Source organism: Chitinophaga sp. CCNWYY40, from assembly GCF_037483205.1.
GTDB lineage: Bacteria > Bacteroidota > Bacteroidia > Chitinophagales > Chitinophagaceae > Chitinophaga > Chitinophaga ginsengisegetis.
Genome location: NZ_JBBHLF010000006.1, coordinates 513,906 through 528,861, shown reverse-complemented (window position 1 = coordinate 528,861; position 14,956 = coordinate 513,906). Strand labels below are relative to the sequence as shown.

Below are 14,956 nucleotides of genomic sequence, written 5' to 3'. Positions count from 1 at the left end.
AGACTTTATTTTGCTATAAATTGTTGTAAATACTCTCAACACCATGGGCAGGCAAGTGAATTTTTTTCTTCATCCAGATGACCAAAATGATTTCGATATACTTCTAAAGTCTTTTGGAGAGGTTCGGATTCTTTCATATTATCACTATGATAATAAGATTTCAACGGTGGATGATACCTTAATAAGGGGAATAGAGGAGGGTGGAAGGCTATATTTAGTCAGACCACAGGATTTTGAGTCAATGAAATTATGGCATATAGAGAAGTTTAACTATTGGCTGCTTAAGGATAACGAGTTGCCGGTCTTACATTTTGATAGATGCGGCTTTGATGGGAATGAACTTCATCGAGGACGTTTGTACTTTCAACCCCAATATGCTGAAAATATGCAAATGGTCAATAAATCAGAGGATTTTATAGAATGGGCTGATAATATTATTAAAGTAGTCAGACGGAAATTGAAAAAACATAAGTTTGATATGGGTGGTTGGGGTTATGCCGAGTATGTGGGAAAGAATGCGCTAGGCTGGATAGAGAATAATAACCCAACATCTTGTGGGGGAGGCTCTAGCCTTAAAATAGAATAGTTGCGAGTTACATACTGAAATATTTTTTTCATATATTTACCTATCATTACTCCTGACTATAACGGTTACACGTAATCAGGTTAGCATAACGGTTAGCAATAAACGCTCACCACTATCAAACACAGATTTTACAAGCTATTACGAAGATACGTGCTGCTCCCAAGGGGATCACCATAAGGGACAAATTTTTTTCAGAAAAGTTTGTCCCTTTTTCTTTTTGGCTCAAACGCTGCTCCAGCGTGTATATTAAATTAGCCGCTTCATTTATTCTTGTAGTTCGATAATGCGCTCCGTCAAAAATTAATTTTTCGGGGAATATTGAACTAATGATTTTTCTTTTTTCTTCAATGGTGCCGTTGTTATATAGAATATCCAACTGGCAAAGGAGTTCCAGTGCCTTGCTAACGATACCTTCGATATTGTGATTGTTTTGTGGTACTTCGGACAGCCGTGCTTCCATTGAAGCCATGTATGATGACGGATACTCAGCCGTATCTTTTAGCGTGTAGTATTCTCTTTCGCCGCCTTAATACGCCGTGCTGCATTTTTCATGTTCCGTTCCTGAAGGCAGGGTATTAGATAGCTATTCAAATGATACACTTCTTTCAATACTCCCCATAATACTGATACTGCTGCCTTTGGCCAGCTCAGGACTTACCTTCCCAATCTTTTGAGCTATAAATCTAAACGAGAGTATGTTGACCTGGTGCGTTGGATTATCAAAGGTTGACTTAGATATCACATGACGCCCTTCAGAATGAATGCTGATCGTATCCGGCATATGCTCTTCATAAGTAGTAATATTCGGCTCCTCCTGTTTTTTTACCTTCAGGGTTCTTGCGATGGCCAGGTAATTTACGCCGGTCAGTTCTTTCCAGGTTATTTCATAATCCTTATTTAAATTCCCTGTTTCTGTATAACTGATGTTTTGACCATTCACCAGGTCAAGGGCATCCACCTCGGCCAGGAATGATTTTTTGCCGTCCGGAAGCACTATTTCAAAATTGAATTGATTGTTTTTGGGATTAGCACTATCCTTTAAATAATAGGTGCTGGATGTGTAATAGAGCCCTTGTCTGACCGTGTACCTTACTTCCGCGCCGTTCACATAGATTTTGATAGAATCTTTTTTAATGGTCTTTCCTTCTTCATCGAACAAACTGACCACTGCCTGGTTTTCGATCTTGCTATGTAAACGTTGTGTGATATTGATTTCTGCGCGAATGAGCGAGAGGCTGTTTACAGGGCCTTTAGACAATTTTGATTCATCGCACGACAGTGCAGTGATCAGCATGCAGCATATAGGGAATAGTTTTTTCAATTTTTTCATGATTGTGTAGTATTATCAATAGCGGTTGTTGACTGATTTTGTGAACAGTCCATGATAGATATTATGAGCAGTATTTTTTTGTTTTTCATCTGTTGTGAGATATTTGTCTGGGTGAATGTTTTGTTGATTCAATCTTTAAAACTCTCTCAATGAGGGCAAATCCGTTCCCCGTTTCAGGGCACCAGGCCAGATATTTGAAATGGAGCCAGACGAAGCGGAAACAGCCAACCGTTCAGGATGGGTATTGCTCATCCATCCTGATTTCCTATTGAAAACAACAATCGCAATGACGATCAGACAATACGATTATTTTGGCCACAAGGTCAATGAGGCACTCTTTCTATCAGATAAGGAAGAAAGGTCCATCCTGGACGTCATGGAAAACATTGCACACGAATATCGTAAGAATATTCATCAATTCAGTGACCCTGTTATCATAGCACAACTGGAATTGCTACTGACTTATGCAAACAGGTATAACCAGCGACAGTTTATTACACGTAAAAGATCCGGTCATTCCATTCTTGAACGCCTGGAAGCTTTGCCGGATAAATATTTCAATAACGAGCTGGTATTAAGAGATGGAATGCCAACTGTTCAGTATGTGGCCTCATCGTTGAATGTTTCGGCAGGTTACCTGAGCGGTCTACAAGGACAAGCCGCTTGTTAAAATAATCGCTTTTGTACTGGTAGCGGCAGCACTGATTATTAAAGTTGGTAAATTAGGGTACGAGTTTGGCCAATGGCTAAAAATGCAATAAACGCCCACCGCTATCAAACACAGATTCTACACGACATTACGAAGATATAAGTTACCCCCAGTGGATCACTGGATTTTAGAAAAACCCGTCTCTACATAGTAGAAGCGGGTTTTTTGTTTTTACGCTGTAATTCATTCCATAAAGCCGGAGAGACAGTTGTTTTCTTAATGTTATCAGGTATTGCCGGAGACCGGTGGCTTTTCCCCAACGACTTCTCATCATAATTCCTGTCGATAGGAAACCTTATCCACGATCAGCCATTTCCCGTCTAACTTTATCAGGTTAAACCGGTCAATGAACCGGAAAGTGGCAAAAGTCAGTTGCACATGGGCAGAACCAGTGTCTCCATCCCAGGTAAATGAAAGGTGTTCTGGATGGCATTCCTGTATTGTTGCCTGGGCAACCAGGTCCAGATATTGCGGCAGTGTCCACTGAACCAACTTTCCCTCTATGATGGTCCGGATGTATGCATCGGGGTGAAACGCCGCCCGGATCCTTTCGATGTCTAGTACCGGACGTCCTTGAAGATAATCATTGAGCGTAAGCAGGATCGATTGTTTTTCCTCTTCTGCATTGACCTGGCTTGTTTGGGTTTTCATTTTTTCTGCTACAAATTTATTTGTTTTTTCTTATAAGTATATCCCTGCAATAAATCGCTATACTAGCTTATTTTACAACTTCACTCACTAAAATGACGGGAACGACATTGGTGTAGTTTATAAAATCTGCACGAATCGCATCTCTGTTTGGCGCAATAGCCGCCTGATATTCACTTAAGCTTTTTACATAGAATATACCAATAGCCATAAAAGGTAAAGGTTGATTAGGAATACCGCTGGAAAGCCCTTTTTCAATAGTATATTTCACCAGATTTGCTCCTAAAAAGCCAGCCACCATGGGCATATGCTTGGTTTCATAATACTCCATATTGAAAGTTTTACCCTCGGCATATGGATACATGACGGATACCTTTATTAAGCCTTTTTCAGTAGCAGTAATGTCGTGATTTTGAGATTTTCCAGATGGCATATCCTGACTAAATGAAACAAAACAGGTGGTTAAAAGAAAAAACGATAGAATTAGTTTAAGCTTCATGATCAGTGAACTTTAAGTTACAAAATATTAAGTTGTCAATTACTTCCGTTTGTGGCAACTAGCGGGGGAATTAAACGTAACGGGGGTTTGCCAGGAACAGAACTATCATTGTCAATTTACGATTTTTGCTGATGCACATATAGTTTTTGGGTTGAGGCAGGGAGAAATTCCACTCCTGAATTGCATTTTTATAGCTTGAATTTTTGACTATTTTTACATTTCAACTAAAATCGGGGTGCAAACTTGTCGCGGAAATCTTTTTATAATGAGTTTCAGCTTTTGCGGGGACTGACTTCGGGGGATACATTGCATTATTCTTATATCTTTAAGGAGTATTACAATGCGCTTTGCCATTACGCCGAATCTATTATCGGGGAGCCCGGGCATGCGGAAGACATTGTGCAGGACGTTTTTGAAAAATTATGGCAGAAGCCATATGCCTTCGAGGATCTCCGGCATCTGAAGGATTTCCTGTACAAGGCTACCCGTAATGCTGCCCTTAATTTCCTGAAAGGGGCGCAGCATAGCAAGGAACGCCAGGCCAAATTTCTCCATGAGCAGGAAAAGGCCACCACGGGCGAGGACCAGGACATCATCCGCATGGAGGTTTTCAGGGTGATTTACCGCGAGATCAGCAACCTGCCCGAACAATGCGGGAAGATCGTCCGCATGAGTTATATTGAAGGACTGAAAAACGAACAGATCGCCGAAATCCTTTCTATTTCCCTCCAAACGGTTAAAAACCAGAAAACCAGGGGCATGAAGCTGCTGAGAATGCGCCTGTCGCCGGCCGTAGTAGCCTTATTCTTATTATTTTCCTCCCACTCATAATTTTTTTTCGATTCCTTTAGTACGATCGGAATACCATGTTGTAATAACATAAACAGATTAGACATGGCGTCTTCTTCAAACGATCCATTCATCATTGCAGCATTTATTTCAGGTTCGCAACAGGGTACGCTTACGGCCGACGAGCAGGAGAAGCTGGATGCGTGGATCGCTGCCAGTGACGAAAACCGGCAGTTATGGATGGAATTGAACAATCCTGAGATACAACAGCAAAATGTGCGCGCTATGGGCCGGTTTGACGAAACCGCCGGGCTGGAACGTTTTCTTTCCAACAAACCTGTAAAATCAAATGTGCACCGGATGCGGGTCCTTCATACGTGGAAATGGGCCGCCGCGGTGCTTGTACTGGCGTTAGGAGTATCCACTTATTTCCTGCTGACACATCGTACGCAAAATGCTGACCGTTTTGGCCGGAAGCTTGCCCAGCAAGATATTCCACCTGGTAAAAACGGCGCCATCCTGACACTGGCAGACGGTACACAACTGGTGTTAGACAGTTTGGGTGAAGGGAAAATTGCTACGCAGAACGGGACGCAAATTTCGCTGAATAATAACGAGCTTAAATACGATGCTACCGCCGCAACGGACGGGGTGGCCCATAATACCATCACCACACCTAAAGGTCGGCAGTACCACGTCATTCTTCCTGATGGAACGGAAGTATGGCTGAATGCAGCGTCTTCTATACAATATCCGGTCGCTTTCAAGGGACGGGAGCGAAGGGTGAAAATCAGCGGGGAGGTTTATCTTGAAGTCGCCGCAAAGAGCTGGCAGCCCTTTATCATAGAAACCGATCAGATGAAACTGGAAGTACTGGGTACTTCATTTAATGTCAACACCTATGATGATGAAAAAACAATCCGTACAACACTGCTGACCGGTGCTGTGAAAATAACACCTATGCATACCAGTCAGCCCAAAGTGCTGGTGCCTGGCCAAACAGCAGTTTTAAGCAAACCGGATGCATCGGAGGGGGCTACGCTGACCATAACGGAAACGCCTGATCCGGATAAAATTATCGCATGGAAAAACGGCCTGTTTAATTTTGACGGCCTGGATTTATACAGTGTCATGCGCCAGCTGGAAAGATGGTACAATATAGATGTACAATACATTGGAAAGCCGGAAAATGTAATCTTCAAAGGGAAAATGCACCGCAATACCAACTTGTCTGATGTATTAAAAGTGTTGGAAACGATGGATGTTAATTTGGAACTGAAGGGGAATATTTTGTATGTAAAATAGCTATAGTAACAGACGTTGCTTAAACGAAACCGGAAGTGCTTGCGACACTTCCGGTAGATGTTCAAGCAAGGTAATAATCACAATCAGGTTAAAGACTGCTTATTTATTCACTTAAACATTCCGTCCCTTATGAGAGGGGCGGTTGAAGCAAAGCTATGCTAATTATTTCTTATTGCATACGGGTTCCCTATGAACGGAAACGTAGCTCAACCAAATCTCTGTTAGTAATGAGACTAACATTCTTTCTTCTTACCGCTGCCCTGTTGCAGGTATCTGCCAGAGGCCTTTCACAGAACATCAGCTTTAACGGTAAAAACGTTGCACTCGAAAAAGTGTTTGCAGCCGTGGAATCGCAAACCGATTATGTTTTCCTGTACAAGGCCACAGCCTTATCGGTAGCAAAACCGGTCACCATCAATGCCAGGGCAGTTGACCTGGGAACCTTTCTCAACAAAGTATTTGAGAACCAGTCACTGACCTACAAGATCATCGACAAAAACATCCTGGTATCCCAGAAGGAGTTCAGGCTAGCTGCAGCCAGCCAACCCATTGATACGGTGCCGGCAAAACAGGAAATGATAAATGTCTATGTCTATTCTTCCGGTTATACACCGTTGGTCAGCGCTACCATTAGCAATCTTACCGACAAACGGAACTATCTGACCGCAGGAAATGGATCTGTCCAGGTGCCGATGAGATTGGGCGACCAAATGCGGGTCAGCTATATCGGGTATGTGGACCATCTATTTAAAATAACGGAACAGATTTTTACTGCCAGATCCTATAACACGGAGCTGGTGCTTTCCGAAAACAAACTGGATGAGGTGCAGGTCACTGTTTTGGGCACAACCAATAAAAGAATTGGCACCGCCAATATCGCCACGGTGAAAGCCAGTGATATTGAAAGGCAACCCGTCGTAAATGTGCTGGATGCGATCGCAGGCCGTATCCCTGGCCTCCGGATCAGCCAATCGGCCAACACGGCAGGGGCAAGGAAAGTAGAGCTACGCGGACGCAATGTGCTGAACGAAAACATGTTTACAGATCCGCTGTATGTTGTTGACGGATTACCGATTGCTACTTTATCCGTTAACCCATTGGGTGCAGGTACACCTGTTAGCGGCGGGTATTCGACTACCGAAAGTCCTTTGTATATGATCAATCCCCTGGACATTGAAAGCGTGGATGTGCTGAAAGATGCGGATGCCACAGCGTTGTATGGCTCCAGAGGCGCCAACGGCGTGATTCTCATCACTACCAAAAAGGGTAAGCCTGGTCCTACCAGGTTTAATGTAAGCTACTCCAAAGTGTTTTCGGGCGTGCAGCGCTACATGGATATGATGAACACAGAACAGTACCTGGCGGTGAGAAAGGAAGCAATGCTCAATGATGCAGTTTTTCCTACCCGGGATAATGCCCCGGACCTCACGATCTGGGATCCCAAAGCTTATACCGACTGGCAACGCGTCTTCTTCAAAAATGAGCAGTCGAATGATGTGCAGCTCAGTGTGGAAGGCGGATTGCTGCAGAATACCTACCGCGTGAGTGTGGGATATACCTCCACAACGGAAATGTACAACCAGGGCAGGGGCAACGATCGCTTAACAGTGGGATTGTCTTTTAACCATCGCAGCCCGAACGGCAAACTGATGGTGGAACTTTCTTCCAACAGTACTTATTCCAACAATGAAACTGCCGCTACGTTAGACTTTTTCTCGCTGGCGCCCAATGCTCCGTGGATTTATGATGAGAACGGGCAATATAATTTTGAACCGTACAGGAACCAGTATGCGAGCGTTTATCCATTCGCGGATATTAAAAACTGGGGAGAGAATCAAACGCTGAAAAGTCAGACCAATGTTGGATTTACTTACGAAATACTTAAGGACCTGACGGCAGGTATTCGCTTTAGCGGGGAATTTTTCTCCAATAAATCCGGCTATTATATGCCTAAAGCCGGGAAAGATCCCATGTACTTTCCCATTAGCACGGCAATTTTCGGTAATGGGTCCGGAAAGAGCCTGCTGGTAAGGCCAAGTATCAACTATGTTAAACTGTTCGGCGGCGCTAAAGTGTCGGCTTCCCTGGCAGCGGACTACAGTTATGCCGATCAGGATGTGGTAACGACGATAGCGCTGATGTTCTCGAACGATAACCTCATCAAAAGCTACTCCAATGCCCAGGTGGTGCAGGCGCTGAATAATTATGCCGAGCTGAAAGTTGCTTCGTTGCTGGCAACGGTGGCATTCGACTGGGAAAATAAGTACATCGTTAGTTTAAACGGCAGGAGGGACGGCTCGTCGCGTTTCGGTAACGGGGCCCGTTTCGGTAACTTTGGATCTGCAGGGGTTTCATGGGTTTTATCTAATGAAGAATGGTTTAAGAATGCCAGCATGGATTGGTTCACGTTCGCCAAAATCAGGTCTACCTATGGCGTGATGGGGAATGCCAATGTGGGCGATTATCAATACCTCTCGCGCTGGTCGAACATTCCAACGGGTATTCTCGACAAACTGCCGGACTACGATGATCAGACAATTTATACGCTCATACAACCCGTTAACCAGAAATACAGCTGGTCCAGTGCCAGCAAGTTTGAAGTAGGCGCCCGGGTGGGATTTTTCAACAGCACCGTGAACATTGAAGGTAACTTCTACATCAACAGGGACGGAAAACAGTTGACAAATATTACCACGCCGGCATTCACAGGGTTTTCTGCTGTGGTGGGCAACTGGCCCGCTGTTATCCGGAACAGAGGGGTGGAGCTGATGTTGGATGGAACGATTCTGAACACGAAGACCTGGGGCCTGACCGCACGCTTCCAGGTAAGTAAGAACAATAATACGCTGGTAGCTTTTGAAGGGTTGGAAGACTCTCCCTACAAGGATATGTACAGGATAGGGGCTTCCGTAACCGCCAAGTCCTACGCGCACTATATCGGCATCAACCCAATGAAAGGAACACCTGAGTTTGAGGATTATAACGGGGATGGGGCGAGACCTGTCGGAATACCTTCCACGAATTTTCCGGATACGGAGCTGGACGATCATTACCGGGTGATTGACCTGAATCCTAAATATTTCGGTGGGATGGGCTTCCGGGTAGACTTCAAAAGGGTGTTGTCACTGGATGCACAATTCAGCTTTGAAAATTCCCTGGTGGAAGATAAGTTGAATAACCTCGGGTATGGGAATACTGCCAACATGCTGATGTATAAGGAAATTGAAGACAGGCACTGGAAGCAACCTGGCGACAAAGCTCTTTACACTAAGTATTCCACCTTCAACAGCGGCGGATTTTCCGGATCGGATGCCTACTATGCCAAAGGGGCTTATATCAGCCTGGACAATCTTAGTTTGTCGTACATGCTACCTGCAGCATGGTTAAAGAAAGTAGGCATGACGCAGGGAACGGTTTCCGTGAATTCATCAAAGATTTTCAAATTCTCGCAATACAGGATGGCGGATGTTGAATTGGGCACTACGCCGCAGATCAGAAGAATTGCCGCTAACCTGAGATTAAGTTTCTAAAATCAATCGTATGAAAAGATTTGCTTTCAATATATATGCAACCGGTATCCTGCTGTCAGGCATGCTGGTAACGGGGTGCAATAAATTGCTGGATATAAAGGACCCGGTAAATTCGATTACTACCAACCAGGTTTTCCAGAGCGATGATCAGGCATCCATTGCGCTTAATGGTTTGTATTCTTACCTGATCAGCGGAGGAGAACTTGAAGTCAATTCGTACGAGCACCTGGGCAGCGATTTATACAGCGCCGGGGGAATTACACTGGCTGCAGGGCATTCGGCGGATGAATTATATCAGCCTTCACTTAGCGGGGACTACCAGTACTATGTAGAGATGGCCGCCAGGATCACATTGCGGAACCCTGGGTATTCCACGAAAATATGGAAGACGGCCTATAAGGGAATTTTCAATGCCAATGCGTTGATAGAAGGTGTGAAAGCTGCTACGTCAAACGAGTTTACGCAGGACTACCGGAAACGGGTGCTGGGCGAAGCGCTGGCAGTAAGGGCAATGGGATATTTCTACCTGGTAAACCTGTTCGAAAAAATTCCACTTGCCTTATCCATCGATTATAATAATACAGTAAAACTCCCTTCCGCCAGCCCTGGCGCTGTATACCAGCAAATCATCAACGACCTGGAAGAAGCGTCAGGGTATCTTTCTGAAAACTACGATGGCAACAACACGGAGCGCATCCGGATCAATAAATGGTATGTGAAGGCAATGCTGGCAAGAGTATACCTGTTTACCGGGGATTATGAAAAAGCCTGGCAGCATGCAAACGATGTGATCAGCCAGGCGGATTTGTTTAAACTGGAAAGTCTGAATAACGTATTCAGTGTATCCAGCAGGGAAGTTATTTTCCAGTTAAAGCAGACCAACATTTCGGGGACGCGGCGCAATGCCACGCCTGAAGGGCTTTCCATGACAGGCCGGTACCTCACGCCTGCGCTGATGAATGCTTTTGAAGCGGGCGACAACAGGAAAACGGCATGGACGACGCCTATCGCCGGCGGTACATCTATACCTGCCGGTTTCTCTCCGGCTAAGTATAAAATCAATTCCACCAACTACGAATTGGGAGGGTACAGGTCCGAATATTATGTAGTGATGCGGCTCGCGGAAATGTACCTGATCAGGGCGGAAGCGAATATGTTGCGGAGCGCGGGCAATAAAAATGCCGTGATCGATGACCTGAACGCCATCAGGGTCCGCGCCGGGTTGAACGGTCTTCCTTATACTTTAACCGATCAGCAGGTAACAGATGCCATCGCGAAAGAAAGGCGCATAGAGTTGTTTGCCGAATGGGGACATCGCTGGCTGGATCTGAAAAGGACGAACAAGGCGACCCAGGTGCTTTCGGAGATATTTTACAAACAGCCGTGGAGTCAGCACCAGTTGCTATACCCCATTCCTCCGGACGAAATCCTCCTGGACAACCATCTCTCCCAGAATACCGGCTATTAGTAAAAAGTGATCACCATATAAATCAAGAAAGATGTTTCAATTCAGCTATAAAAAATGTTTCAAAGCGGTTCTGTTAGCCGGAGGTCTGCTGATAGCCGGTACTTCCTGTAAGAAGGAATCACGGGAAGAGATATTTCCGGCGTCTTTGACGATTGTGAATGGCGTTAACGACAATACCTCTTTCCTGTTAGCCTATTTTGGAAATTCACAGCCCAAATACTACAGCAGGTTGTCTTATATTGTCAGCGGCAGTTCTTTTGATTATGCTACCGATAAAATGAACCAAACGGTTACGCTATTCAGAAACTACGATACGCTCCAGCCCAATAATCCCTTTCTGAAAACCACGCTGCAACTGGATCCTGGTGGTATCTATACGCATTTTGTGTATGGTAGTCCAGCGAAAGTGCAACAAAAAACCGTGAAGGAACAACTTCCTTCCCGTAGCCTGACTGACAGTGTGGTCAACCTCCGGATTATTAATCTATTCGATAACAGGCCGATCGACGTGGTGCAGCTGAAACCGGTACCGGGAACCATGGTCACCAATCTCGACTATGAACAACTAACCGGTTTTATAAAGGTCCCTGTTACTGCATCTGTAGACAGCTTCCGTTTTGAAGTGCGGGATCATGCAACAGGCGTCACGCTGACCACCTTGTCCGACGTAAATATTACCCCGGGTAGTCCTACGCCGAATACCCTATGGTTGTTTAAGGCACGTACAATGCTGGTAACCGGAACATGGACCACAGCTGGTGTTTTTTCGGCCAGGGCAAAAACTATCGGTCATTTTTAATCCAAGTTTTTAATCATAAGTAACATTATATGCAGCCTATATTAAAGGTGGAGAACCTATCGCATAAGTATGCCAGTTCCTGGGCCATACGCGAAATAAATTTTGAGATCAATGATACCGGTGTTATCGGATTGCTGGGTTCAAACGGAGCAGGCAAGTCTACCACTATGAATATCATCTGCGGCACCTTGCTGCAAACGGAAGGAAATGTTTCCATCAATGGATTGAACATCAAAGATGATCCTATTGAATATAAAAAGCAGATCGGGTTTTTACCACAGCAGGCACCTCTGTATCTGGACTTCACTGTGCAGGAGTACCTGGAGTATTCCGCGCAGCTGAGGTTGATGGATAGGCGCCTGATTAAAAGCGCTGTGGACGAAGTACTGGAGAAAACGTCCATTACGCAGATGAGGTCACGCCTTATAAAGAATTTGTCGGGCGGCTATCGCCAGCGGGTAGGTATCGCGCAATCCATCATCAACAAACCGAAAGTGGTGATCCTCGACGAGCCCACCAATGGTCTTGATCCCAACCAGATCATCGAAGCAAGGAAACTGATTAAAGAAATTGCGCAGGACCGTGCGGTATTATTATCGTCGCATGTATTGTCCGAAATTAACCTGCTTGCCAGAGAGATCATCATGATCGAATCAGGACAGGTGGTGTTTTCTGATACCCTCGATGCTTTCAACAACATTCTCCAGCCCAATACCATGATGGTCAGAATGCTCCATATGCCTCCGCCGGAAGAATTGATGGCGATGGAAGATGTACAGAAAGTAGAGTTGCTGCCGGATAACAAATGCCGGATCTATTTCCAGCCCAACGACGATCTGGCTGAAAGAATTGTGAGGAAGAGTGCGGAGAAAAACTGGAGGCTCACTTCTATTCACATCGAATCTTCCGGTATGGACAATGTATTCAAACAATTATCATCAAATTCTTCTTCAACATTACACTAATGAGAGTAGTTTTTAATATAGCGCGGGCGGAATTACGATATTTCTTCTTTTCGCCGATCGCATGGTTTGTATTGATTTTATTCCTGATGTCCAGTGCGGGCATCATCATGGGAAATCTGGCAGATACTGCGCTGCAGCAGGACACCTTGCTTGAGTTGCAGGGAAGTGCTTTCAGTGGTTTTCTCAATTTGCCGCTAACCCGGGTGGTGATCGGCAAAGGGCTCGATACGGTGATGATGATCTTCTTTTTGTTCATTCCGTTGTTGACCATGGGTGTGATTAACCGTGAATATGCTGCCGGAACCATTAAGTTGCTTCATTCATCGCCTTTGAAAACACGCCAGATCATCCTGGGTAAATTTTTGGGTGTATACAGTTTTGTATGCCTGATGATCCTGATTTTCCTGGCGGAGGTGATTATACTGACTTTTTCTATTAAGAATGTAGAGTTCCTGCACATTATGGCGATGGTGCTGGGTTTCTTTTTACTTGCGGCGATGTATGTGGCGGTAGGTATGTATATCTCCAGTTTAACCTCCTATCCGATTGTTGCGGGGATCGGAACATTTGTGGTGCTGATCATGTTCACCATGCTGGGTATGCTGTTCCAGGGAACGGATTACGTGCGGGATGTCACCTATTTCCTTTCCAGCTCGGGAAGAGTAGAGAGTTTTCTGTCTGGCCTGATTACCACGAAGGACCTTGTCTACTTCTTCAGCATTATTTCCCTTTTTATCATATTCACCATCATCAAAACGAAATCTGTTACCGAGTCGAAGTCGTGGAGTGTATCGGCAGGCAGGTACCTGACGGCGTTTGCGATAACGGTTGTTATACTCGTTGTTACCTCCCGGCACGGACTGATCGGCTATTGGGATGTGACGAGAGGCAAGATAAATACACTGCATGAAAACACCCAGGGAGTATTGAAACAGCTGGACGGATCGCCACTGAAGGTAACGTTATACACTAACCTGTTGGGGTATAACCTGGGCAGTGGCTTGCCCACTGCGCGCAATGTCTATCTGTGGAACTTCTGGGCCAGGTACCGCCGCTTTTATAATAATATGGAGTTTAAATACGTGTATTATTACGATGTAAACAAGGGAGATAGTTCGATATTTCAGTCATACCCTGGCAAATCGTTGGATGAAATCGCGGAGAAGTATGCGGAAATGTATAAAACCGATCTCGCTATCTATAAAAAACCAGCAGAAATCAGGAAGCTCATCGACCTGGAATCGGAAGCGAAAGGCTTATTGATGGAGGTGGAGTATAAAGGGAAAAAGACGATCCTGAGAACATACCCGGACCCGGAGGTATTTCCGTATGAGAAGCATGTTTCCGGCAGCCTGTTGCGTTTAGTGAATGATACAACGCCCACGTTTAAATTTCTTACCGGGCACTATGAACGTTCACCTCTTAAGTTCGGCGAACGGGAATATGGGAACCATGCTGTCAATAAAGCTTCCAGGAGCGCGATGATTAATATGGGGTTGAATTTCGACACCATCCCGGCGGTGGGCCCCGGCAGGTTTAAGCCCAATGATGTACTGGTGGTTTCTGATCCGAAATCAATATTGGATAATGCCATTATCGACAGCGTTAAACGGTATATCGACAGAGGAGGAAATGCCATGTTCTATTCCGAACCAGGCAAGCAGTTTATCATGAACCCTATTCTGAATCATGTGGGGGTAAATGCGGATGAAGGCACTATTGTACAGGTGAACCCGCAGGATATGCCGCACAAGTTTTTAGGATTAATTGCTAAGAAAGGCTCGGACATGGCGGATGAGCAACCGTTTTTCTACCTGAGGAACGGTATCATCAAGGCCTGCTATACCGCCATCGTAGGCGCCAGTGTATTAAGCTATTCTGATACTACAGGATTTAAGGTAGAACAGATTACCACTTTACATAACAATGCAAATACCTGGGTAGAAAGAGGCTTGTTGGTAGTGGACTCCGCAGCGCCGGTGTTCAGCGTCGCGGAAGGGGATTACAGGAAGGAAGCGCCTTATCCGGTGGGCCTGCAGCTTACCCGCAAAATCGGCAGCAAATTGCAGAAGATCATTATTTCCAGCGATGCGGACATGATGTCTGCGGCGAGAGGAGATGGAAGGGATTATGGCAATGCGTTTTACAGCTACACAGTTGATAACAAATACCCGGTTTACCATAATTTCAAAGTGCCTACGGATATATGGCTGACGATCAAAAAGGCGCCGGCGCAAACATTGAAGATGGTGCTTCAATATGTTATACCTTCCCTGATCCTGGTGGCAGGTATCATCATACTGATAAGAAGAAAACGCAAATAGCGTA

General features: G+C 45.1%; 13 protein-coding genes. 9 read left to right on the top strand and 4 right to left on the bottom strand.

Annotated features, from left to right (window positions below; all coding sequences use genetic code 11):
* Positions 1-43 precede the first annotated feature (43 nt).
* A complete protein-coding gene (locus V7S65_RS24985; RefSeq protein ID WP_336388191.1) occupies positions 44-586 on the top strand; it encodes a hypothetical protein in 543 nt (180 codons plus the stop codon).
* 115 nt (positions 587-701) lie between these two features.
* Here V7S65_RS24985 and V7S65_RS24980 read toward each other — a convergent pair whose 3' ends face one another.
* A complete protein-coding gene (locus V7S65_RS24980) occupies positions 702-1,046 on the bottom strand; it encodes a hypothetical protein (RefSeq protein WP_336388190.1) in 345 nt (114 codons plus the stop codon).
* 123 nt (positions 1,047-1,169) lie between these two features.
* Positions 1,170-1,916 carry a hypothetical protein gene (locus V7S65_RS24975; protein WP_336388189.1) on the bottom strand — a complete coding sequence of 249 codons (747 nt, stop codon included), beginning with the start codon at positions 1,914-1,916 and terminating at the stop codon, positions 1,170-1,172.
* 199 nt (positions 1,917-2,115) lie between these two features.
* On the opposite strand from V7S65_RS24975, the gene V7S65_RS24970 reads away from it, so the two are divergent.
* On the top strand, positions 2,116-2,586 hold the full coding sequence (locus tag V7S65_RS24970; protein WP_336388188.1) for a hypothetical protein: 471 nt from the start codon (positions 2,116-2,118) through the stop codon (positions 2,584-2,586).
* Positions 2,587-2,895: 309 nt separating this feature from the next.
* Here the strand turns inward: V7S65_RS24970 and V7S65_RS24965 are convergent, their stop codons facing one another.
* Both V7S65_RS24965 and V7S65_RS24960 read right to left on the bottom strand, forming a co-directional pair.
* Positions 2,896-3,276, bottom strand: coding sequence for a nuclear transport factor 2 family protein (locus tag V7S65_RS24965; protein WP_111579129.1), 381 nt, complete (start codon positions 3,274-3,276; stop codon positions 2,896-2,898).
* A 67-nt stretch (positions 3,277-3,343) separates the two neighbouring features.
* The gene (locus V7S65_RS24960) at positions 3,344-3,772 is read right to left on the bottom strand and encodes an EthD family reductase (protein ID WP_079473675.1); all 429 of its coding nucleotides are present in this window, start codon (positions 3,770-3,772) and stop codon (positions 3,344-3,346) included.
* A gap of 243 nt (positions 3,773-4,015) precedes the next feature.
* Between V7S65_RS24960 and V7S65_RS24955 the strand changes: the two genes are divergently transcribed.
* The 7 genes from V7S65_RS24955 to V7S65_RS24925 all read left to right on the top strand — a co-directional run bounded on the left by V7S65_RS24955 (position 4,016) and on the right by V7S65_RS24925 (position 14,952).
* Positions 4,016-4,603 carry an RNA polymerase sigma factor gene (locus V7S65_RS24955; RefSeq protein ID WP_336388187.1) on the top strand — a complete coding sequence of 196 codons (588 nt, stop codon included), beginning with the start codon at positions 4,016-4,018 and terminating at the stop codon, positions 4,601-4,603.
* Positions 4,604-4,666: 63 nt separating this feature from the next.
* Complete coding sequence (locus tag V7S65_RS24950) at positions 4,667-5,866, top strand: FecR family protein (RefSeq protein WP_336388186.1); 1,200 nt, start codon at positions 4,667-4,669, stop codon at positions 5,864-5,866.
* Positions 5,867-6,093: 227 nt separating this feature from the next.
* On the top strand, positions 6,094-9,396 hold the full coding sequence (locus tag V7S65_RS24945) for a SusC/RagA family TonB-linked outer membrane protein (protein ID WP_336388185.1): 3,303 nt from the start codon (positions 6,094-6,096) through the stop codon (positions 9,394-9,396).
* Between the two features lie 10 nt (positions 9,397-9,406).
* Complete coding sequence (locus V7S65_RS24940) at positions 9,407-10,864, top strand: RagB/SusD family nutrient uptake outer membrane protein (RefSeq protein WP_336388184.1); 1,458 nt, start codon at positions 9,407-9,409, stop codon at positions 10,862-10,864.
* Positions 10,865-10,895: 31 nt separating this feature from the next.
* On the top strand, positions 10,896-11,663 hold the full coding sequence (locus V7S65_RS24935; protein ID WP_336388183.1) for a hypothetical protein: 768 nt from the start codon (positions 10,896-10,898) through the stop codon (positions 11,661-11,663).
* Positions 11,664-11,692: 29 nt separating this feature from the next.
* Positions 11,693-12,628 carry an ABC transporter ATP-binding protein gene (locus V7S65_RS24930; protein ID WP_336388182.1) on the top strand — a complete coding sequence of 312 codons (936 nt, stop codon included), beginning with the start codon at positions 11,693-11,695 and terminating at the stop codon, positions 12,626-12,628.
* Positions 12,628-14,952: an ABC transporter permease subunit gene (locus V7S65_RS24925; protein WP_336388181.1), complete on the top strand. Its 2,325-nt coding sequence runs from the start codon at positions 12,628-12,630 to the stop codon at positions 14,950-14,952. The genes V7S65_RS24930 and V7S65_RS24925 overlap by 1 nt, the downstream gene beginning before the upstream one ends.
* Positions 14,953-14,956 lie beyond the last annotated feature (4 nt).

Bases quoted from the DNA above. Each gene is read 5' to 3' on its own strand.
- V7S65_RS24985 (WP_336388191.1), top strand. From the start codon at position 44: ATGGGCAGGCAAGTGAATTTTTTTCTTCATCCAGATGACCAAAATGAT.
- V7S65_RS24980 (WP_336388190.1), bottom strand. From the start codon at position 1,046: ATGGAAGCACGGCTGTCCGAAGTACCACAAAACAATCACAATATCGAA.
- V7S65_RS24975 (WP_336388189.1), bottom strand. From the start codon at position 1,916: ATGAAAAAATTGAAAAAACTATTCCCTATATGCTGCATGCTGATCACT.
- V7S65_RS24970 (WP_336388188.1), top strand. From the start codon at position 2,116: ATGGAGCCAGACGAAGCGGAAACAGCCAACCGTTCAGGATGGGTATTG.
- V7S65_RS24965 (WP_111579129.1), bottom strand. From the start codon at position 3,276: ATGAAAACCCAAACAAGCCAGGTCAATGCAGAAGAGGAAAAACAATCG.
- V7S65_RS24960 (WP_079473675.1), bottom strand. From the start codon at position 3,772: ATGAAGCTTAAACTAATTCTATCGTTTTTTCTTTTAACCACCTGTTTT.
- V7S65_RS24950 (WP_336388186.1), top strand. From the start codon at position 4,667: ATGGCGTCTTCTTCAAACGATCCATTCATCATTGCAGCATTTATTTCA.
- V7S65_RS24945 (WP_336388185.1), top strand. From the start codon at position 6,094: ATGAGACTAACATTCTTTCTTCTTACCGCTGCCCTGTTGCAGGTATCT.
- V7S65_RS24940 (WP_336388184.1), top strand. From the start codon at position 9,407: ATGAAAAGATTTGCTTTCAATATATATGCAACCGGTATCCTGCTGTCA.
- V7S65_RS24935 (WP_336388183.1), top strand. From the start codon at position 10,896: ATGTTTCAATTCAGCTATAAAAAATGTTTCAAAGCGGTTCTGTTAGCC.
- V7S65_RS24930 (WP_336388182.1), top strand. From the start codon at position 11,693: ATGCAGCCTATATTAAAGGTGGAGAACCTATCGCATAAGTATGCCAGT.
- V7S65_RS24925 (WP_336388181.1), top strand. From the start codon at position 12,628: ATGAGAGTAGTTTTTAATATAGCGCGGGCGGAATTACGATATTTCTTC.